The 20,787-nt window shown below is 37.4% G+C and carries 22 protein-coding genes; 13 read left to right on the top strand and 9 right to left on the bottom strand.

Features of this window, described 5'->3' with window-relative positions; genetic code table 11:
• Window positions 1-73: 73 nt before the first annotated feature.
• Entirely contained in the window at window positions 74-1,021 is a 948-nt protein-coding gene (locus MTT30_RS00195) for a formate dehydrogenase subunit gamma (RefSeq protein WP_429800572.1), read from the bottom strand.
• 341 nt (window positions 1,022-1,362) lie between these two features.
• Between MTT30_RS00195 and MTT30_RS00190 the strand changes: the two genes are divergently transcribed.
• Window positions 1,363-1,746 carry a DJ-1/PfpI family protein gene (locus MTT30_RS00190; RefSeq protein WP_429800571.1) on the top strand — a complete coding sequence of 128 codons (384 nt, stop codon included), beginning with the start codon at window positions 1,363-1,365 and terminating at the stop codon, window positions 1,744-1,746.
• A gap of 284 nt (window positions 1,747-2,030) precedes the next feature.
• On the opposite strand, the gene nspC is transcribed toward MTT30_RS00190, so the two are convergent.
• The gene (gene nspC / locus MTT30_RS00185; protein WP_429800570.1) at window positions 2,031-3,170 is read right to left on the bottom strand and encodes a carboxynorspermidine decarboxylase; all 1,140 of its coding nucleotides are present in this window, start codon (window positions 3,168-3,170) and stop codon (window positions 2,031-2,033) included.
• 83 nt (window positions 3,171-3,253) lie between these two features.
• On the opposite strand from nspC, the gene MTT30_RS00180 reads away from it, so the two are divergent.
• The 9 genes from MTT30_RS00180 to MTT30_RS00140 all read left to right on the top strand — a co-directional run bounded on the left by MTT30_RS00180 (window position 3,254) and on the right by MTT30_RS00140 (window position 10,693).
• Complete coding sequence (locus MTT30_RS00180) at window positions 3,254-3,475, top strand: MoaD/ThiS family protein (protein WP_429800569.1); 222 nt, start codon at window positions 3,254-3,256, stop codon at window positions 3,473-3,475.
• Window position 3,476: 1 nt separating this feature from the next.
• On the top strand, window positions 3,477-3,911 hold the full coding sequence (locus MTT30_RS00175) for a molybdopterin synthase catalytic subunit (protein ID WP_149717986.1): 435 nt from the start codon (window positions 3,477-3,479) through the stop codon (window positions 3,909-3,911).
• A gap of 12 nt (window positions 3,912-3,923) precedes the next feature.
• On the top strand, window positions 3,924-4,385 hold the full coding sequence (locus tag MTT30_RS00170; RefSeq protein ID WP_429800568.1) for a molybdate transport repressor: 462 nt from the start codon (window positions 3,924-3,926) through the stop codon (window positions 4,383-4,385).
• Window positions 4,386-4,626: 241 nt separating this feature from the next.
• Window positions 4,627-6,477, top strand: coding sequence for a TonB-dependent receptor domain-containing protein (locus MTT30_RS00165; protein WP_429800567.1), 1,851 nt, complete (start codon window positions 4,627-4,629; stop codon window positions 6,475-6,477).
• Window positions 6,478-6,488: 11 nt separating this feature from the next.
• Window positions 6,489-7,454: an ABC transporter substrate-binding protein gene (locus MTT30_RS00160; protein ID WP_429800566.1), complete on the top strand. Its 966-nt coding sequence runs from the start codon at window positions 6,489-6,491 to the stop codon at window positions 7,452-7,454.
• On the top strand, window positions 7,451-8,248 hold the full coding sequence (locus MTT30_RS00155) for an ABC transporter permease (protein WP_103624604.1): 798 nt from the start codon (window positions 7,451-7,453) through the stop codon (window positions 8,246-8,248). Before MTT30_RS00160 ends, MTT30_RS00155 begins: the two co-directional genes overlap by 4 nt.
• Window positions 8,248-8,937: an ABC transporter ATP-binding protein gene (locus tag MTT30_RS00150; RefSeq protein WP_429800565.1), complete on the top strand. Its 690-nt coding sequence runs from the start codon at window positions 8,248-8,250 to the stop codon at window positions 8,935-8,937. The genes MTT30_RS00155 and MTT30_RS00150 overlap by 1 nt, the downstream gene beginning before the upstream one ends.
• A complete protein-coding gene (locus MTT30_RS00145; protein ID WP_429800564.1) occupies window positions 8,930-10,036 on the top strand; it encodes an NnrS family protein in 1,107 nt (368 codons plus the stop codon). Before MTT30_RS00150 ends, MTT30_RS00145 begins: the two co-directional genes overlap by 8 nt.
• A 111-nt stretch (window positions 10,037-10,147) precedes the next feature.
• Window positions 10,148-10,693 carry a hypothetical protein gene (locus MTT30_RS00140; RefSeq protein WP_429800563.1) on the top strand — a complete coding sequence of 182 codons (546 nt, stop codon included), beginning with the start codon at window positions 10,148-10,150 and terminating at the stop codon, window positions 10,691-10,693.
• A 730-nt stretch (window positions 10,694-11,423) separates the two neighbouring features.
• Here MTT30_RS00140 and MTT30_RS00135 read toward each other — a convergent pair.
• Window positions 11,424-12,548: a toll/interleukin-1 receptor domain-containing protein gene (locus MTT30_RS00135; protein ID WP_429800562.1), complete on the bottom strand. Its 1,125-nt coding sequence runs from the start codon at window positions 12,546-12,548 to the stop codon at window positions 11,424-11,426.
• Between the two features lie 60 nt (window positions 12,549-12,608).
• The gene (locus tag MTT30_RS00130; RefSeq protein ID WP_429800561.1) at window positions 12,609-13,823 is read right to left on the bottom strand and encodes a saccharopine dehydrogenase family protein; all 1,215 of its coding nucleotides are present in this window, start codon (window positions 13,821-13,823) and stop codon (window positions 12,609-12,611) included.
• Between the two features lie 94 nt (window positions 13,824-13,917).
• Between MTT30_RS00130 and MTT30_RS00125 the strand changes: the two genes are divergently transcribed.
• Window positions 13,918-14,640, top strand: a complete 723-nt coding sequence (locus MTT30_RS00125; RefSeq protein WP_085657816.1) for a tetratricopeptide repeat protein — start codon at window positions 13,918-13,920, stop codon at window positions 14,638-14,640.
• On the opposite strand, the gene MTT30_RS00120 is transcribed toward MTT30_RS00125, so the two are convergent.
• The gene (locus MTT30_RS00120; protein ID WP_429800560.1) at window positions 14,633-15,274 is read right to left on the bottom strand and encodes a non-canonical purine NTP pyrophosphatase; all 642 of its coding nucleotides are present in this window, start codon (window positions 15,272-15,274) and stop codon (window positions 14,633-14,635) included. The genes MTT30_RS00125 and MTT30_RS00120 overlap by 8 nt on opposite strands.
• Window positions 15,275-15,387: 113 nt before the next feature.
• Here MTT30_RS00120 and MTT30_RS00115 point away from each other — a divergent pair, with 113 nt between their 5' ends.
• A complete protein-coding gene (locus MTT30_RS00115; protein WP_429800559.1) occupies window positions 15,388-16,689 on the top strand; it encodes an MFS transporter in 1,302 nt (433 codons plus the stop codon).
• The gene (locus tag MTT30_RS00110) at window positions 16,686-17,822 is read left to right on the top strand and encodes an NAD(P)/FAD-dependent oxidoreductase (RefSeq protein ID WP_429800558.1); all 1,137 of its coding nucleotides are present in this window, start codon (window positions 16,686-16,688) and stop codon (window positions 17,820-17,822) included. Before MTT30_RS00115 ends, MTT30_RS00110 begins: the two co-directional genes overlap by 4 nt.
• A 230-nt stretch (window positions 17,823-18,052) precedes the next feature.
• Here MTT30_RS00110 and MTT30_RS00105 read toward each other — a convergent pair whose 3' ends face one another.
• The 4 genes from MTT30_RS00105 to rplM form a co-directional block, all read right to left on the bottom strand.
• Window positions 18,053-18,691 (bottom strand): HAD family hydrolase, encoded by a 639-nt coding sequence (locus tag MTT30_RS00105; RefSeq protein WP_429800557.1) that lies wholly within the window; start codon window positions 18,689-18,691, stop codon window positions 18,053-18,055.
• A gap of 74 nt (window positions 18,692-18,765) precedes the next feature.
• Window positions 18,766-19,782 (bottom strand): OmpA family protein, encoded by a 1,017-nt coding sequence (locus tag MTT30_RS00100; RefSeq protein ID WP_084041636.1) that lies wholly within the window; start codon window positions 19,780-19,782, stop codon window positions 18,766-18,768.
• A gap of 153 nt (window positions 19,783-19,935) precedes the next feature.
• Window positions 19,936-20,325, bottom strand: a complete 390-nt coding sequence (gene rpsI, locus MTT30_RS00095; protein ID WP_021084780.1) for a 30S ribosomal protein S9 — start codon at window positions 20,323-20,325, stop codon at window positions 19,936-19,938.
• A 2-nt stretch (window positions 20,326-20,327) separates the two neighbouring features.
• On the bottom strand, window positions 20,328-20,756 hold the full coding sequence (gene rplM, locus MTT30_RS00090) for a 50S ribosomal protein L13 (protein ID WP_002939292.1): 429 nt from the start codon (window positions 20,754-20,756) through the stop codon (window positions 20,328-20,330).
• Window positions 20,757-20,787 lie beyond the last annotated feature (31 nt).

Raw genomic sequence — 20,787 nt, 5'->3', positions numbered from 1 at the left:
AAATTTTAATGTATAAATTTGAGATAAAAGAGGGCTTTGACCTCGCTTACTAGCAAGGTCAAAGTAAAGTTAATTATTTTAAATTTGTATAAGACTTTTCATAATCAGATACTGGAATTTTATTCTCTCTAACGAGCTCTTGATACCAGTAGTGGTGAAGCACATAAACTTCTTCTTCCTCTTTGTATCCAGTAATCATCGACCAGATCGCACCGTGGATAGCGATAGCAGCCATATAGATATGAACTAGGAAAAATACTGCACAGACTATACCAAGGCAGTTGTGTATAACTACGCTATATCTTAAAAGGTCGATCTGTGTTATGCCAAGCCATGTAGCAACTGCTGGCTCTTTGAAGTCTAAGAAATACATAATCGCACCAGTGATGATCATCACGATACCACCAGGAATAGCGATCCAATACCATGCTTTTTGTCCAGCGTTAAATTTACCAGCAGGGACTGGTTTTTTCTTCTTTGATAGATAGCCACCAACTATCATCATCCATCTTATGTCATAAACAGCTGGAAGCATTCTGATAGTCCAAGCAAATAACATAGGAAGCACAGAAATAGCAAATATAATAGTTGCTATATCGTGCAAGTATCTACAGAAACGCACAAATGTGCCACCACCAAGCTCTGCACCCCACATGATGATGATGCCAGTTGGCACTAAGATGATCCAAGAGATCGCAGCTAAGCCGTGAGCTATACGTTCGATCAGTGAAAACGCAAATACTTTTTTGCCATCGTGACTAAAGTGTTTTGGTCCGATGATCAAGAAGTGTAGCACGAACGCACCGATGACCGCAAGGATAATACAGAGCGCACCTATGGCAAAGTAGTCGTTACCTTGGATAAAAGTAAATATCGGACCCCAGCTATGCTCATAAGGCTTGATATTTTCTATCCTCTGTGCTGCCCAAATGGTGCTGTCAAATTGATTGACGCCAGTTGGTCCCTCAATGGCCATTGCCGCAACAGACAATGTAAAAAGTAGAGTAAGAATTCTCGTCATTTTATTCCTTTATTTGCATAAAACTTAATGATTTGAGCTTTTAGTTAAATATGCTAAAATCACATAGTTATGCTGTTTTAGTTGCTATTATATCAGAGCTAATCACAAGTAAACCTTAGTAAAAAAAATTACTAATAATTTGATAAAATATATTTAAGTTTTGTTAATTTTTTACTAGAATATACCTAAAAATTTATTATCTAAATTTTAAAAACAATTTTCAGTTATCTCAATTTTTTAGATAAAAATTCTTTCAAAATTTATATTTTCCCCTTTATTTCTTAAAAATTTAAACTAAAATATCAAAGTATTTTTGAAATTTCTATCCAAAAGGCAGAGCGATGAATCTATTTTGTCTTCTTTTTGATGATTACGAGACACTTGATCTCATGGGTCCTGTAGAGTTTTTAGTAAGAGTACCTGGAATAAATCTAAATTTTGTATCGTTTAATGGTAAAGCAATAAAAAGTAAGCAAGGCTTTGAAGTAAAAACAAAAAAGCTGGTCACTTTACCAAAAAATAGTATTTTGCTGGTACCTGGTGGTCAGGGCACAAGGATTTTAGTAAATGACAACGAGTTTATATCATATCTTAAAGAGTGTGTTTTAGCTTCAAATTTTTGCCTTAGTGTTTGCACTGGCTCAGCTTTGCTAGCTCGTGCTGGAGTGCTTGACGGCTTAAAGGCTACCTCAAATAAAAGATCACTTGGGTCGATAAAAGGATAAGGCGAGACAGTAGAGTAACAAGAGTATGCCAAGTGATAAAAGATGATAAATTTTGCACGGCTTCAGGCGTGGCCACTGGTATGGATATGACTTTTGGCTTTTATAAGTGATCATTTCGCTAAAGAATTAGCTCAAAATATCGCAAATGAAACCGAATACAACTGGCAAAAGAGTGCAAAGATAGATAAATTTGCCAAAATTTATGGATACTAATCTGTAAAAAAATTATAGACATAAATACAAATGAGCTTTTAGCTGCCAAAAAATAGCCAAAACACCAGTGATTAGTTTCTGCGTTTATACTCTTCATATCCGAATTCGCGGATCATTTTAATCTCGCCATTTTCTTTTAAAAGCACTAAATCAGGCAGTTTAATGCCGTTAAATGTCGTATTTTTCACGATGGTGTAATGAATTTGGTCTTCAAAGATGACGCGGTCACCGATTTTTAGCTCACTATCAAATTTATACTCCGCATCGCCCGCTTCAAGCCCTACTATATCGCCAGCTAGGCAGGTATTACCGCCAAATCTATAAGCAAATTTGCCATTTTTACTCTCACCTCTAACGGCTGGGCGGTAAGGCATGAGCACGGTATCAGGCATGTGCGCCTCGGCCGAGGTGTCAAGGATAGCGATATCTTTTTCGTTATGCACGATATCAAGCACGCTGCTTATCAAAAAGCCGGTCTGCCAGCCAACTGCCTCTCCAGGCTCCAGATAGATATCAACGCCGTACTTCTCGCGGAAGCGCCTAACTATCTTTATAAGTAGCTCCACGTCATAATCAGCCCTCGTGATGTGATGTCCTCCGCCCATGTTTATCCATTTCATCTTTGGGATAAACTCGCCAAATTTCTCCTCAAATGCCTCTAGCACTGTCTGCAAGCTACTCGCACTCTCTTCGCAAAGCGCGTGAAAATGAAGCCCGCTAATGCCATCAAGAAGCTCAGGCTTAAAATTTGTCCTCGTGATGCCAAGCCTGCTAAATTTACCGCATGGATTGTAGCTGTCGGTCGGTGCTAGCGAGACCTCTGGATTTACGCGTAGGCCGCAGATGATGCCATTTTGCAGGGCAATACCCTTGAATTTTTGCCACTGTGCAAAAGAGTTAAATGTAATGTGCTTTGAAATTTTTAAAATTTCATCAAAATCCTCCTCTTTAAACGCTGGGCTATACGTGTGGATCTCGCCTTTTACGTATTCGCTTGTAAATTTTGCCTCATGAAGCCCACTGCAAGTCGCTCCGTCAAGATACGAGCCCACCATATCCATCACGCCGCTAAATGCAAAGCCTTTAAGTGCCACTAAAATTTTAGCTCCGCTTTGCTCTTTGACATATTTTAAAAGCTCTAAATTTTTACGTACTTTTGCTTCTTCACAAACGTAGGCTGGGGTTTTTATGCTCTTTAAAATTTCGTTCATTTTTGCTCGCTTTTTAAATTTTTAAATAAGTATATCTAAATTTATTTTTAAGTAAAATCAGCAAAAATCTCAAAGGATAAAACGTGATAGAGATCGAATTTCTTGGGCCTATCGGGCTTGAAAATATAAAAGTAGAAGCAAAAAATTTAGGCGAAGTAAAAGCAGCTTTAAGTAAGAAAGAAGAGCTTAAAAAATGGCTAAATATCTGTGCGGTTGCCGTAAATGACGAGATCGTAAGCGATATAAATTTTGCTCTAAAAACGGGCGATAAAATTTCTATATTACCGCCAGTTTGTGGGGGCTAAGATGCAAATTTATAATGGAAGCTTGGATGTTCAAAGCATCACAAACGAGTGGTATGAACGCTTTAAAGATAAAAACTGCGGTGCGCTCATCACTTTTGTTGGAATCGTAAGAGAGGAAGGCGGCATTTCGGCGCTTAGCTTTGATATCTATGAGCCAATACTTAAAAAATGGCTAGAAGCCTGGGAAGAGCGAGCCAAAAAAGAAAATACCTACGTACTCTTTGCTCATTCAAAAGGCGATGTAGCCGTGCATACGAGCTCTTATGTAGCAGGCGTTGTGAGCCCTCAAAGAAAGGTTGCGCTAAGGCTAATCAATGAGTTTGTCGAGGACTTTAAGGCAAATGCGCCGATCTGGAAATATGACGTGATAAATGGCGAGAGAATTTATGCAAAAGAGCGCAGCCAAGCGATAAATGGTGCTGGAATTTTAGCTTAAAAGGGAAAAATGATGATAACAAAAGAGAGTAAAAAAGATGTTTTTTGGGCGCTAGCCTTTGGACTTGGGCTTTTTGCCTTTAGCATCGTTGGCTACTTTTATCTAGCTCTTGGCACAGCGTCTCTCTTTGGCATCATCATTGGTGCTCTCTCAGTGTTCTTTTGTGTTAGAAAAATTTTTCAAAACAACTTTTTACGTATTGAAGATGATGGATTTATCATCAATAAAGGCTCAAAAAGCATAAAATTTTACTTTAAGGATATCGACGAAATCGCCATTAAAAGCTTTGGCGATAAGAAAAAAGTTGAAACTTTGAGTGTAAAATTTAAGAAAAACCGTCTTGATAGAGATGCTTGCTTTGGGTTAGTGCAACCACTAGGTGATGATTTGATCATCATTTTTGATAAATATGAACTCTCAAAATTTACCATTTCAAAAGAGCTAAGAGATAGGCTTAATAATTTTAGAGCATAATTAAATCAACCTATGATCTAAAAATTTTTATATAACAATTATCAAAATTTTATACATTTTTCACATTAAATTTACACCATTTAGCTACTCTTACAAAAATAAAATTAAGCATTTTATCTACAATAAGCTCGTAATTATGGATTAAAAATTTAAAAGATGACTTACATCAACTTTTATAAAGGCTTTTACTACTACAATTCTGATAAAAGAAATCATAATTATATCTTTAAAAGGAGTTTACATGAGGCCCATTTTAAGCCTAGCAGTTCTTTCATCACTGCTTCTAGCAAATGAAGCAAATTTAGACATTATAAAGCCTATTAGAGAATTTGCTCCGCCGCCAGTCATCACGCCAAACGTTGCACAAAGCGCCTTTGTGGAAAATCAATTTGACCGCACTCAAAGAAGCGAATATCCATTTGTTACAAATTTGCTTGATAACTCAGCTGATATGTTTCATATTTCGGCTGGAATGTATGGCAAAAGCTTTTACAACTCATCGCTTTTTAAATATCGTGGCGCAAATTTTTATACCATTTTAAATGCAAATTTCACCAAAGCAAATAATTATAAAGATGGAAGTGGCAAAAGATGGGACTATGGCTACAATAGGCAAGGCCAAAGCGCTATCTTAGGCTTCGTGCCAAATGATCTTAGCGAGCTTAGGCTTACGTTTTTAAGGGATAATATCGATAAAGACAAGCAGCCAGAGCACGTGATGGATGCCTTTAAAACGACAAGAAAAGTCGGCAAGCTAAATATTAGATTAGGCGAGGAAGATCTTTCAAATACGCTAAATTTCGAATTTATCCTAAAAAAAGTTGAGCGAAAAGCTGATAATTTTCATCTAAGAGATGCCACTCCAAATGTGAAAGTGGATTTAAAGAGAAATATATTTGAGGCAAATTTAAAATATGACGCTGACTTTGCAAGCTTTCACAATCAAATAGGCGCTGGCTTTGAAAAAGATAAACATGACGGCAAAAGATACATGAAGCAAGGCAACAGCTGGATCTTTAACGGATACAGATTTGCCGATGTTAGAAATGATAAATTTATGCTTTTTGACACACTTGCTTATAAATTTAATGAAGCAAATGAAGCCTCACTTGCCTTAAAATATGAAGAGCAAAGAAGTAAGCTTAACGGACTTGATACTAAATTTTTTGCACCAAATCCAGCTATTAGCACGACTCGCGGACTGCTTCGTCAAATTTATGGTGAGGACGTAAGCGATAAGATCAAAAAAGACGCTTTTAGTGCAAGCCTAAAATATAAATTTACACCAAACGACAAGGATAGCTACTTTGCAAAGCTTGAAAGCTTATCTCGCTTGCCAAGTAATATGGAGCGTTTTAACGCACTTTATGGCGCAGGCGATAACGGCTGGATAGCAAATCCAAATTTAGAGCCAGAAAGACACAATAGAGCGGTTCTTGGCTTTAAATTTGGTAGCGAGTTTTACAAAGAGTATCTAAACTCGCTTCAAAACAAAAATGCATTTAGTCTTAGTGGACATTTCATCGCTGATAGCGTTAAAAATTTGATTATTTTTGATAGACGCCACTCAAAAGCTGCGATGCAACTAAATAAAAACGCAGTCATCTCAAGAAACGTTGATGCAACACTTTATAGTGTAAATTTAAACTCAGAATATAGCTTTGCAAGGCACTTTGGCTTAAAAAGCTCACTTTACTACAACTACGGACAAAACAAAACCGATGGCAGACCGCTTTATCAAATAAGGCCTTTTGAGGCAAATTTTGCATTTGACTACAAAGACTATGCAAGCTTTGGCAGCTATAATCTTGGTACTGCACTAAGACTAGTTTCAAAGCAAACTAGAGGCGATTTTAGCAAGCAAAATGGTCTAGGCATCGACAAAAAAGAAGCCGCAAAAGGTTTTGGCTTACTTGATCTTTATGGCGGCGTAGAGCTTAAAAACAAAGTCGGCATAAGATTTGGCGTAGCAAATTTATTTAATAAAGATTATGCGGAATTTATTAGCGGTGATCACGTAGCAGCACTTGATCCAGTAGTCGTTCATGCCCCTGGCAGGACATTTTTCATTAGCTTTCACAGCAGTTTTTAAAGGAGAAAAAGATGTTAGATAGAAGAAAATTTTTAGGACTTAGCACAGCTTTAGGCGTTAGCGCATTTGCGCCAAATTTATTTGCAAAAGATAGCTTTACTATGTGGGGTGCGCCAGCAATCCCAAGCGTTATCATGGCAGTTGCTGCACTGCAAGGGGAGTTAAATAAAACTTATGATGTAAGCCTAAATATCTGGAAAACACCAGATCAGCTTCGTGCAGGCGTGGCTAGTGGGGATATTAAAGTCACGATGTCACCATCAAATGTTGCTGCAAATTTAAGAAATCAAGGGCTTGATTTTGCTATGTTAAATTTACTAACTCTTGGCGTAATGAACACTATGGTTAAGGATGAAAAGATCAAAAATTTAGAGGATTTTGTAGGCAAAAAGCTAGTCATGCCGTTTCGTGGCGATATGCCTGATCTTGTCCTAAGGGCACTTTGCAAGAAGCGAGGTATAGACGTTAGCAAGATAGATATCACATACACAGCAACGCCTCCAGAGGCACTGCTTTTATTTTTACAAAAAGATTTTGACATTTTAATAGTTCCACAACCTCTTGGCGAAGCAACTATTTTACGTGGTAAAAAAGCAGGTGTTAGCGTGCATTACTCAGTTGATTTTCCAAAAATTTGGGGCGAGAGCTTTGGTACAAAACCGATAATCCCAATGGCTGGCATTATCGTAGAAAGAGGCTTTTACGAGAAAAACTTAAATCTATTTGATACGCTTCATAGCGATCTTAAAAATGCACTTTCATGGATACTTGAGAACAAACAAAGTGCAGCAAAGATAGGCTCAAGCTACTTGCCAGCTCCAGAAGTGGCACTCGCAAATGCTTTTGATAAGGCAAATTTAACAGTAACAAAAGCAAATGAACTACAAAATGAGATCATGGCGTTTTTTGAAGAAATTTATCAGTTTAATCCAAAATTTCTAGGCGGCAAGATGCCAGATAAAGGTCTATTTTTATGATACTAATTGATGGCATCAAAAAAGATCGCTCAAGCTTTTTAAAAATAATTGACTATTTTTGGGGCGGATTTAGCGGATTTGCCGTAGTTTTTTTGATCTTAGCCATTTGGCAAGTGGGAAGCGAGTTTAGCTCCCCACTCTTGCTTCCGCCACCAAAAGATGTATTTTTAAAAGCCTGTGAAATTTTAAAAGATTATAAAAACAGCGAGATAAATATAACGCTTTGCAGATCACTGATTGGAGTTTGCTCGGCAACATTTTTTGGTATATTTTTAGGGCTAATAGCAGGTAGTTTTAAAAGTTTTGCAGCCTTTTTAAAGCCTGTTATCACCTTGCTTTTGTCAATGCCACCAATTATTTGGATAGTACTTGCTATTTTTTGGTTTGGATTTGGAAATTTTAGCACCGTTTTTACTATCTTTATAACCGTTTTACCGCTTACTTTTGCAAGCTCGGCAGTTGCTATGAGCAGTGTAGATGAGGAGCTAAAAGAGATGTTTGATGCCTATCATTTAGGCTTTTTAAAAAAGATAAAACACCTTTATATCCCACATCTTACAAGTTATATCATAAGCTCTGTTAGTGTAGCTGTTGCAATGGGTGTAAAAATAGTCATAATGGCTGAACTGCTAGGTGCAAATAACGGCATGGGAGCAAAGATAGCAAATGCAAGGGCGATGCTTGAAACAACCGAGGTAATGGCGTATGTTCTTTTAAGTATCACTCTTATAATGCTTTTTGAGTACCTCATCATCGAGCCATTAAAAATAGCTTTGATGCCTTGGAGAAGATGATGCTTGAACTTAAAAATGTAGAGTATGAAATTTTAAGAGATAAGGTCGTAAGGAATTTTAGCCTAAATGTAAAAGGTGGCGAGGTAGTGACGCTTTTTGGGCCATCAGGATGTGGCAAGACAACGATACTTCGGCTTATTAGCGGACTAAATGAGCCTAGAAAAGGAAAAATTTTTAATAACTTTAAAAAGACTACATATTTTTTTCAAGAAAATCGTCTACTAACATGGAAAAATGCTCTTGAAAATGTGCTTTTGGTTATGGATAAACCAGATGTTAACGCCATTTTAGAGCTTTTTAAAAAGGTTGGGTTAAGCCAAAAGGACACTTTAAAATACCCAAGTGAGCTAAGCGGCGGCATGAGACAAAGGGTAGCTTTCGTAAGAGCGGTCGTGACAAAACCTGATCTACTTTTGATGGATGAGCCTTTTTCTGGACTTGATTATGATATGAAAGAAATTTTGATCGATATCATTAGCCAAAGAGTAAGCGAAGGTATGAGCGTAGTTCTCGTCACACACGATAGAATGGAAGCTGTGAAGATGTCAAATAGAATTTATTTCCTATCAAGTAAAGGTGCAGTCATACAAAGAGAACTTGAAATAGACAAAGATTTCAAAGAGCGCGATTTTGCGTTTATTAGCAAGATGATAGATGAAAATTTCAAAGGGCAAATTTATTATGATTAATAATTTTTTTACTCATCCTATGAGGATATTTTTCTTAATGAGTGCCGCCTGTGCGGTGCTTGGTGCTAGTGTGTTTTTTACTCCAACTGATTTTGTGAGTTTGCATAAATTTATATTTTTGCAACTTTTCTTAGCGCTTGCTTATGCTGGATTTTTGCTAACTGGACTAACTGATTGGACAAATTTTCAAGCATCTTTAAAAATACATGCTTATATATTATTTTCACTCTTTTTTATAAGCTTTATCTTGGCATTTTTTAGCCTATTTTTAGCACACTGCTTTATCGCTCTTTTTTGGCTATATTTGGTTTTGCTTTGTGTTTATATGATCTGGCGAGATAAAAACGATGATCAATTTGGCGTACTTGGCTTTTTGTTTGGCATTTTAGACTTTGAAATTTATTATCTAATAAGTGACAATGAAAAATTTCTAAATTTACAAGTTTTTATCCACGTAATCGCTATCTTACTCATCTCATACCGCGTTAGTGTCGTGCTTGGTAAAGAAGCGCTAAAAAGAGAAAAAGGCATGGATGAAGCTGTTTTTGTGCCAAATTTTATCTATAAAAATATCGCTATCTGCTGCGTTTGTGCCTTTTTACTTTTAAATATATTTTTTGAGGAAAGCATGGGTGTCTATTATGCTGCGATAGCTTGCGGAAGTGCGGTACTTGCAAAGCTTAAAGAGTGGCACTATAAAGAGCTTTTTAAACATAGTTTTGTGCTTTTATACTATTTTATGCAACTATTTTTAGCGGTTGGATTTTTGGGAATTGGCTTTAGTGGTATTTTTGGGCTCCATCTTGAAACAAATTTTATGCATCTAATAGCGATAAATGCAGTAATTTTTAGCGTAATGCTTATATTTAATGTCGCAGGACTTCGTCACAGCGGACAAGAGCTTGAGTTTTTACGCCTTAGTAAGGTTGCTTTTATTTTGGTTCTTTTAGCTGGTGTTAGCAGAGGAATTTTGGCTTATTTTTGGAGTGGCTTTTACATTCATTTGCCCGCAATGCTCATAGCAATCGCTTTTGTTTTTTGGCTCATAAATTTTTATACGATCTTTAGGGATAACGATTTTAGTGATGATCCAGAATAAAAAGATATTAAAAATTTATTCATTAATTAAAAAGAGTTTTTAAGTCTTTTTTGAAGTAAGTGGATATATAATTTGCGATATTTATTATCAATATTATAAAAAGGATTCTTTATGAATAAACTTACTTCTGTTGCTTTAGCAGCTTCATTTTTTGCAGTTTCAGCTCTTGCATTTAGCGTAGAAGGTGAACCAAAGGTAACATTTACTGGTTACAAGCTAGCAAATAAAACAGCCGTACCAGGTACTTTTAAAACGATAAATTTTAAAAGTCAAGAAAATGCAAATTTTGCTGATTTTTTAAAGAGCTTTGAATTTAAGCTTGAGCCAAAAGATATCGACACAAAGCTACCTGACCGCGATAAAAGGATTGGCATTATTTTCGATGGCAAGGCAGTAGATGGCAAGATCGTAGCAGTAAATGGCGACTATAAGGCTGGAGAAATGGATGTTGAGCTTAGCATAAATGGAAATTCAAAAATTTTTAAAACAAAATATGAAGTGCAAAATAGCAAGCTAGTAGCAAAATTTTCAGTTGATCTTGTAAATGATTTGAAGCTAAATGAAAGCTTTGATAAATTTGCCGCTGCTGCCAAACCATTTCATGGCGGGAAGAGCTATCCAGATGTAGATGTTGGATTTGAGGCAGCGATAAAATAACTTTCAATTTCGGCGCCAGTAAGTTAGCTTGCGCCGAAGTTACCTCTTTATCCTCATTTCTTATTCTGTGATGCCGAAAAATCGAAGACGACGGATTTTTCATACAAAAAGGCGGTAAGAATGCAAAATTTTATTTTAAAGACATCGATGAAATCGGCATCCGCGAGATAGACGCCAAGCGCAAAATTAGCGTTTTAAACATGAGATTTAAACGGGGTAAACTAGACCGCGACACGGCTGATTGCCTCATGTAACCTATCGGCGGCGACGATGCCGTGATATACGACAAATACGAGCTATCCAAGCACGAGATTTTTAAAATTTAAAGCAGAAATTTGAGGCGCTAAGCGCGCAAAAAAAGCGAAAATAAGAAAAAGTAAAATTTGGCTAGGCCTGCCAGCGCTAAATTTGATTTTTGGCTTTGGCGACCGAAATTTTACGAATTTGACCAAAATTTGAGTCAAACCCGCAAGGCTAAATTTATTTATTAAAATACGCCGCGAGTGCGCTTAGCCAAACAAACAACGCTATTGTCCAAGACATCGTCCACGGCGTACCCGCAGAAAACGTCCGCGAGTATCATGCAAAAAATAGCAAAAAGCAAAGATGCCACTACTGTATTGAAGAGCCTATAAGGGCAGCGTATTCGAGCGTAAGGTGTTTTTTTGGGGGGGCGCTAGTTGTGTAAAAAAAGTAGCTAAATTTTGTTGCTATGAACCTCAAATTCCTTTTAATCCAAATAAATTATATCAGTTGTCTTGAAACGACTTGCCCAATTTTCTATGGTTTTTGGAATTTTATTTTTATATCTTTGTTCTGTTGTAAAGTAATATATTTTATCTACATCAGAAAAAGCACCCCAAATTTCTTTATTGTCATCCACCATTAAAATTGCAGCATATTCACTATAAAATCCTGGAGCATATGCTTCAATTATAGTTGCTTTGAAATTGTCAAGATTATCGCTAGGCATGTCATAGCCGAAGCATTTTAAAAAATCGTCCCATTTGGATTCTGGACTATAATTTTCTAAACCATGTTTTTCATCTTTAGTGATTAGTGTATATATTTTTGATAAAACAAAATCATCTATGATGTCATCATAAAATGTAAAAATATCCTTTTGAAATTCATAAATACCGTCGAAATATGCACCTATGCCACACAAATTTTGACAGTTTATCGGCTCTATTTGAATTCCATCTTTTATTTTCACGAATTTAATTTTACTTTCACCTTCTTCAAATACAGCTTCATTTTTTGATATAAATTTGGCATATTCATTTTCCAATATACCTAAATATGCTCCATTTTGAACCGTTAAATCAAAAATAAAACCATTTTGTTTTACGTCTTTTATAAATAAAGAGCCTGTATTACTAAGCACAATACTATTTCGCTCCCATTTGCCCCACCATCTTTGATTAAAAATTAATCCAATTTTCTTAATAAAAAAATCCGCTATCTCTTTTGCTGTTTTGTTTTTAGCGCTTATATATGCCAAATTTTCATTAAGACCAGGCAATTCTGTATCATCAAATTTAATAGGAAGTATGTATTCTTGTTCTATTTCGTTTAGTGCTCTTACTTGAACAGATCGATACTCATGCCTGGTCCACTTTTTATTTTTATATTGCTCGGAAATAAAAACTATTGTGTATTTAGCCTTATTTTTATAAATATCTTGAAGGTATTCAAATAAATTTTTCCCCCAAATTTCATCTTGTTTAAAATCATCATAAAATACTTTTACACCAAAGTTTTTAAGAAAAATAGCAACCTCTTCTACATACTCTCTATTTTCTCCAGCAAATGAGAGTGCGACATCATACTCGTATATTTTATTTTGTTTCATATTTTCCCTTTAGAGTTTATATAGTTCAAAAAATTAAATTACAAGTATATTATAAGAATCTTACCTTACCTCATACCTCTCGCCTGGCTTCATTTCGATTATCTCCCACGGCAACCCCTGCTTATTTAGCTCGTCCATGAAAGGCTTGGCGTCAAAATTTTCCATATTAAAGACGCCTTTGCCGCTCCAAATGCCTTTTGCGACCATCATCGAGCCGATCATCGCAGGTACGCCCGTCGTGTAGCTCACCGCCTGTGCGCCCGTCTCGGCGTAGCAAGCCTCGTGATCGCAGACGTTATAGATATAGACCTGGCGCTCTTTGCCGTCTTTTAAGCCTCGGATCACGCAGCCGATGTTGGTCTTGCCCTTCGTGCGCGGGCCAAGGCTCGCAGGGTCAGGCAGTAGAGTTTTTAGAAACTGTATCGGCACGATTTTTACGCCGTTATGCTCGACCTCGTCGATGCGCAGCATGCCGACGTTTTCTAGACACTTCATGTGAGTTAGATAGCTCTGTCCGAACGTCATAAAAAAGCGGATTCGCTTTAGCCCCTTGATGTTTTTAACTAAGCTTTCTAGCTCCTCGTGGTAGAGCAGGTAGCTGTCCTTGACGCCGACTTTCGGATAGTCCCATTTAAACATGATCTGCATCGGCTCGGTTTCTTTCCACTCGCCGCGCTCCCAGTAGCGGCCCTTTGCGCTCACTTCGCGCAGATTGATTTCTGGGTTGAAATTCGTAGCAAACGGATAGCCGTGATCTCCTGCGTTGCAGTCTAGGATGTCGATCTCGTGGATCTCGTCAAAGAGATTTTGCTGCGCGTAGGCGCAAAATACGTTCGTCACGCCCGGATCAAAGCCGCTTCCCAGCAGCGCCATCGTGTTTGCGGCTTTAAACTCGCCGTCCTTTGCCCACTGCAGCTTGTATTCAAATTTGGCGGTGTCCGGGTGCTCGTAGTTTGCGGTGTCGATGTATGGGATGCCGGCGCGAGAGCACGCGTCCATGAGGGTTAGGTCTTGATACGGCAGTGCCACATTTAAAAGCAAATCGGCGCCCGTTTTTTTGATGAGCGCGACTACGGCATCGGTATCGTCCGCGTAGATCTGGGCGGTGTCAATAACGACGCCTAGGCGGTCTTTGATAAATTTAGCGATCGCGTCGCACTTGCTTTTGGTGCGGCTAGCAAGGGTGATCTTACTAAAAACGTCCGCGTTCATCGCGCATTTTACGGTTGCGACTTGGCTCACGCCACCTGCTCCGATGATTAAGATATTTGACATTTTTGGCTCCTTAAAATTTTAGTGATTTTAGCAAAGTTAATATAAATTTCTCGCTTTAAAAGGTAAAATAAGGCAAAAATTTAAAGGTAAAAAGATGAAGAAAATTTTGCCATTTTTAGCGCCTATTTGCCTCTTTGCAAGTAGCTGTGACGAGCTAATACAAGAGAGTGTGAGGGAGTTTTATAAAAGCGATAGAAATTTGGAGAGAGCCATAAATTTAGCCGAGCAAGCGACTGATGTCTGCTTAAAAGAGGGCAACACCGAGCAGGCGATCACTTCGCTCATAAATAGCGCTAGCATTTGCATGGTAAATAAAGAGCCACAAAAGGCGTTAGAGCTCTCACAAAGAGCCCTAGAGCTTGCGGCAAACGTTAGCGACAAGCTGCTACTAGCTCGCTCTTATCACAGCCTAGGTGCGGCACAAAAGGCGCTAGGCAGATACGACGAAGCACTTGCTAATTTTCAAGAAGCTCTAAAAATTTATGACAACGCGCCAAATGCCCCAATGAACGACGAACTCATCTGTATAAAAGGCATCGCTAGCGCCTACTACCTAAAAAACGACTTTGACAAAGCCCACGAAAACCACCTTTTAGCGCTAAATTTACTTGATATCACGCCGGAGTTAAGTGGCAACGAGCTTGTGCGATCAGAGCTTTTAGTAGAGCTTGCTAACGACCTAGCAAAGCTTAATCAAAAGGACGAAGCTACCCAAAACTACAAAAAAGTGCTTGAAATTTTAAATGGAAAAGAGCAAAATCCTCGCGCACGGGATCTTTTAGAGAGAGCTAACAAAGGGCTAAATGGGCTTAACTAAAGTTTTTCTTTAGACTTTTTAGCACGAAATTTGCAAGCTCAAGTCCCTTTGAGCGGTGAGAAATTTCAAGCTTTGTCTCATTATCTAGCTCGCCAAGTGTCTTGTTAAAGCCATTTGGGATAAAAAGTGCGTCGTAACCAAAGCCATTTGTACCCCTCTCCTCGTTTATCGCTTCGCCGTACATGAAGCCGTGCGTCGTGTAGTCGCCAAATTTTGAGCTAATAGCGATACAGGCGGTGTAGTGAGCTGGTGAGCTCTCTAAATTTAGCGCCTTTAGCTTGCTAATTAACTTTGCTCTGTTGTTTGCGTCATCTGCGTTCTTGCCGCATACCTTGCCATTTTCATCAAGGTCAAAATAGCGCGCAGAGTAGATCCCGGGCTCGCCACCAAGTGCATCCACACTAATGCCACTATCATCGCTAAGTGCAATAAATTCGCCCTCAAGCCCCTGCTCTTTAAGCTTTGCAAAAACAGCTTTTGACTTTATGAGTGCATTTTGCTGAAAAGTACTGCCATCTTCAACGATCTCAAATGGCTTTACAACCTCGCTTAAGGCGTAAATTTCATAGCCTTTTAAAAACTCTTTTATCTCTTTTACTTTGTCTAAATTTGATGTCGCAAGCACGATCTTCATTGCAAGAGCTCCTTGATTTTTGGGCATATTTTACAAAAAAGTAGATTAAATTTTTAAATTTAAATTAGCGTTAAAATGATAAACTTAGTCCTTTTAAAAATAAGGAAAATTTTATGTTAAAAAGCATTTTACCACTATCTTTTATCATAGCAAGCAGATTTTTAGGTCTTTTTATAGTTTTGCCGGTGCTTAGCCTTTATGCCTTAAATTTACACGGAGCAAATGAGTTTTTAGTAGGGTTAATAGTAGGCGTATATGCGATCTCACAAATGATATTTCAAGTGCCTTTTGGAGCGCTCTCGGATAGGATAGGACGCAAAAAAACATTAACGATCGGACTTTTGGTTTTTATCATCGGCTCAATAATTTGTGCACTTACAAGCGATATTTTTACCATGCTATTTGGTAGATTTTTACAAGGCGTAGGTGCTATCGGAGCAGTTGCAACTGCGATGATAAGTGACTATATAACAGAAGAAAAACGCTCAAAAGCCATGGCGATAATGGGTGCTTTTATAGGACTTAGTTTCACGCTTTCTATGGTACTTGGGCCGCTTCTTGCCAAAGACTACGGACTTTCAAGTCTCTTTTATCTAAGCGCCGCTCTTAGCCTACTTTGCATTGTACTTCTTTACACCGTTGTGCCAAAAGAGATAAAAGTGAGTGCCAAAAGTGAAAAAGTGCCATTTGGTAAGCTGTTTTTGCAAAAAGACTACATGATCATAAATTTCACCTCTTTTATGCAAAAGATGCTAGCAAGCATCGCATTTTTGGTGATCCCTATCGTTTTGGTAAAAGAGTATGGTTACGAAAGTAGTGAGCTTTACAAGGTCTATACCCTTGGTGCCGTACTTGGCTTTTTGGCTATGGGGCTAGCTGGCGCCTTGGGCGATGGCAAGGGATTTAGCAAGGTTATCTTGATAGCTGGTACGCTACTTTTTGCCCTAACCTACACTATTTTTGCCATTAGCTTTACACTTTTTATCTTCGTTTTGGGAGTTGCTATATTTTTTATAGGATTTAACCTTCACGAGCCCATCATGCAATCAACCGCAACAAAATTTGTAAAATCCTCACAAAAAGGCTCAGCCCTTGGTGTCTTTAATTCATTTGGCTATCTAGGAAGCTTTGTTGGAGGTGCATTTGGCGGGTATATCTTGCACGCCTTTGGCTTTAAAGTACTCGCAATCATCTGCGTGGTGCTTTGCGTGATATGGCTTGTTTTGCTCTTTAGCCTAAGCGATCCAAGAATTTTTAAAAATATCTATTTAAGCCCTGAAGTAAGCTTAAATTTAGAGTTACTAAATAGCCAAAAAGGCGTGGTGGATTATTACAAAAACGAGAAAAATCAAGTAATCAAATTTGACTCTCGCCTAACAAGCGAGGCGGCTTTAAAAGAGAGTTTGAAATTTTGATCTACGACGTCATCATCGTTGGTGCCGGCGCTAGTGGGCTCTTTTTAGGGACAAATTTAAAGGGTAAAAAGGTTGCGATTTTAGAGAAAAATAGCAGCGCTGGCAAAAAGATCCTAGCAAGTGGTGGAGGCAGATGCAACATCACAAACCGCTTTATAAGCGCTAAAAACTACCTTGGTGAGCAAAAATTTATAGAGCAAATTTTAAAAGTACTGACTCCAGATCAAGTTTTAAATTTTTTTTGCGAACTTAAATTTAGCGAGCAAAAGCAAAATCAATTTTTCTGCGATAGCGGTGCAAAGAGCGTCTTGAGCGTACTTTTAAAAAGGCAAAATGCAGATATTTTTTACAACAAAGAAGTTCTTGGCGCTAAAAAAGTAGATGAAATTTTTGAAATTTTGACAAAAGATGAGAAATTTAGAGCTAGAAATTTAATCATCGCAAGTGGTGGACTAAGCTACAAAGCCCTTGGCGCAAGTGATATTGGCTATAAAATAGCAAATAATTTTGGCATTGAAACCTCGGCTCTTGCACCTGCGCTTGTTGGATTTAGCGTGCAAAAAGATGAGTTTTGGTTTAAAGAACTTAGTGGTGTTAGCCTAAACGCCAACGTAAAGATAAATAGCAAAAATGAGAGCCATAAATTTAGTGGTAATCTGCTTTTTACGCATAGGGGCATAAGCGGACCAGCGATACTAAACGCCTCGCTATTTTGGCAAAAGGGGCGAATTTGCATAAATTTTTTGTCCAAATTTAGTGAGAAAAATTTAATAAATGGCAAAAAGCAACTTAGCTCGGTTTTGCCACTACCAAAGAGATTTGTGCTAGAGTTTTTAAAAAATTTTAGCCTAAAAGATAGAGCTTTTTATGAATTTAGCGATGAAGAGAGACAAATTATAAAAAGGCTTTTTGCTTATGAATTTGCCCCAGCTGGGACATTTGGCTTTGAAAGAGCGGAAGTTACAAAAGGCGGCATAAAGAGTGAATTTTTAGATGAAAATTTACAAGCTTATAACGTTAAGGGACTTTATTTTGTTGGTGAAGTCTTGGACATCACTGGCATGCTTGGCGGATATAACTTACATTTTGCATTTGCAAGCGCTCTAAAGGTGGCTAGGGTCTTAAATCTATGATCTCCTAGAAGTTAACTAATTTTTAGACAAATTTTCTTTTCATATTTTAAATAAGATAAAATTATCATGGAAGTAGGTTTTTAAGCAAATTTATTTAGAATAATTTAGATATTAAAATATTTTACGCCAAACAAAGGTAATAAATTTTTGGAGTAAATTTTATAGCTAAGCAAGCTAAACGTTAGGTTAAATTTACTTTAAAGGATAAGTAGCTTGGGAATATTAGATTATTAAACCTCTTTTATAAAGCTAATAGCTTCAAATGGATTTGAAAAAATATGTTTACTAAATTTCTCTAAATCACTCTTTTGACCATATCCACAAGTTAGACCCACGCCTGTAATAAAAGCGGCTTGTGCAGCCATTAGATCCATAATGGTGTCACCTACCATAAATGCATTATTTTCATCTTTATTAAGTCTAGTTAAAGCCAAATTTATTGGCTCTGGATTTGGTTTTGGATTAGTAACATCGTCTCTTCCAATAACAGTTTTTATATATTTCATAACCCCTAAATGCTCAAGCAAGATAATAGAAAATTTTGAAGTTTTCGTAGTAACTATACCAACATCAGCAAAGCTACTTGCCTCCTTCAATGCTTCACTTGCATAATCTAAGAGTACCGTCTCATCAAGATAAATTTTTTCGTAGCAAGCTTTATATTCTTTTATATAGTTATCAATTAAATTTTTGCTTGCACCAAGTCTTTCAAACATTATTTCAAGCGGATGACCAACCAAAGACTTTAATGCATTATGGTCTGGCTCTTTTTTACCATGGGATAAAAAAGCTCTATCAAATCCTTTTAAAATAGCAGAAGTTGAATCAATAAGCGTACCGTCCAAATCAAAAAGTATGGTTTTTTTCATCATTTTCTCCGTAGAAATAAAAAAGGGCCTAGCCGAAGCTAAGCCCCCAAAAGAAGTAACCTTAAATAATAAGATTATTTATTGAAAGTAGCTTCAACGCGTCTATTTTGCGCGCGGCCTTCTTTAGTTTTATTTGTAGCAATTGGTTTAAGCTCACCGTAGCCAACTGTTGAAATTTTATCCTCACTTACGCCATAGCCAGCAAGAACATCAGCTACTGCTTTTGCTCTTTTTTCAGATAGTTTTTGGTTATAAGCTTCTGCGCCTACGCTATCAGTGTGACCAGCAAGTACAACTTTATAATCTGGGTGTTCGCCCATAAAGTCAGCTACTTTTTTAATCTCAGCTGCATATTTTGGTCCAACTTTATAGCTATCAAATGCAAAGTTAACATCTAAATCTCTAAGAACGATAACTTTTTCGCACCCTCTTTCATCAACAACTACGCCAGCTGGAGTGTTAGGGCATTGATCTATATCATTTGGCACGCCATCATTATCATCATCAAGAACTGGAGTTGCTGCTGGAGTTGCTGCTGCAACTGGAGCTGCTGCCACAACTGGAGCTGCTTTTGAATCAAGACCGATGCCAAAACCTAGTGAATAGAATAGGTTATGATCAGCATGTTCAAATTTGATAGCGTCTCTTGCTTCTGCTTTAAGAGCAAATCTATCAGTTACTTGATATCTTAAGCCAAAACCATATTGGCCAAAACCGCCATCTTCATTTTTAACAAAAATAGCTGGAACATCTTCATAACCAGCACCAACTAAGCCATATAGACTAACTGGTCCAAAATCAACTATGTCTTTTACAAGATTTGCATGATATCTAAGGACTCTTCCTTCTCTTGTTAAGCTACCTGTTTTTTCTTTTGCTTTTTGAGTGTAATCAACACCAAGCTCTACTTGATCAAAGAAAAAATCTTCAAGATTTCTAGCAGCTCTAACACCAACGAAGTTATGGTCTTTCACACGTAAATTTCCCTCTGGGTGAACGCCACCGATAGTTGGAGTAACTTCATAATTATATGCTGCGTTAGACGCAAAAACCGCTGTTGCGGCAACCATAGCTAAAGCAATCTTTTTCATATTTAGAATTCCTTTCTTAGGATTTATTTTAAAGTGGTTACATTTTAACTGAATAAAATTTAACCGACTCTAAATCATAATTTAATTAACAATGTAAATTTGGAATTTACACAACTTAAATTTTGCAAATGCAAAAGCAATTGCAAAAATTCATTAACGTTTAGAGAATTGTGGGCTTCTTCTAGCCTTTCTTCTACCAAATTTCTTACGTTCAACAACACGAGAATCTCTAGTTAGCAAGCCTTTTGGTTTAAGCGCTGCTCTAAAATCAGCATCCATGTCAGCTAAAGCACGTGAAATACCGTGTCTTAAAGCCTCTGCTTGTGCTGAATAACCACCACCTAAAGTTGTAGCTACTACATCTATTAAACTCTCTTGTTTAGTAACTAGAAGTGGCTGAATTACTTTAAGCTTTATAGCTTCATGTCCACCAAGCCAAGTATTAAGATCCATACCATTTACTACGATTTTACCGCTTCCAGCTTTTATCCAAACCTTTGCTACGGCAGTTTTTCTTTTACCAGTTGCATAAACTTTTGCCATAATTATTTTCCTTCTTTTTTAGCTATTTGTGCCGTATGAGGATGCTCACTGCCAGCATAAACTTTTAGTTTTTTTATCATCTCTCTTCCAAGTTTAGTTTTTGGAAGCATTCCACGAACAGCTAATTTAAATAGTTTTTCTGGCTTATTTGCTATCAAATCGCCAAATTTTTCGCTTTTTACGCTACCAAAGTATCCTGAGTGTCTGTGATAAAGTTTATCTTCAGCTTTGTTATTACCAGTAAATTCTACTTTTGAAGCATTTATGATGATAACATAGTCGCCACAATCTACGTTTGGCGTGAAGCATGGTTTGTTTTTGCCACGAAGTATAGTTGCTACCTCAGTTAGCAATCTACCAAAACGTTTACCAGCTGCATCAACAACGATCCAGTCTCGTTTAACTTCGTTTGGCTTTGTTATTTTTGTCATTTTCTTACCTTTGCCAAGTTAATTTTTGAGT

This window comes from Campylobacter concisus, assembly GCF_050447445.1.
GTDB lineage: Bacteria > Campylobacterota > Campylobacteria > Campylobacterales > Campylobacteraceae > Campylobacter_A > Campylobacter_A concisus_BI.
Note: the sequence above shows the minus strand (reverse complement) of the source record. Positions and strands in the feature narration are given on the sequence as shown.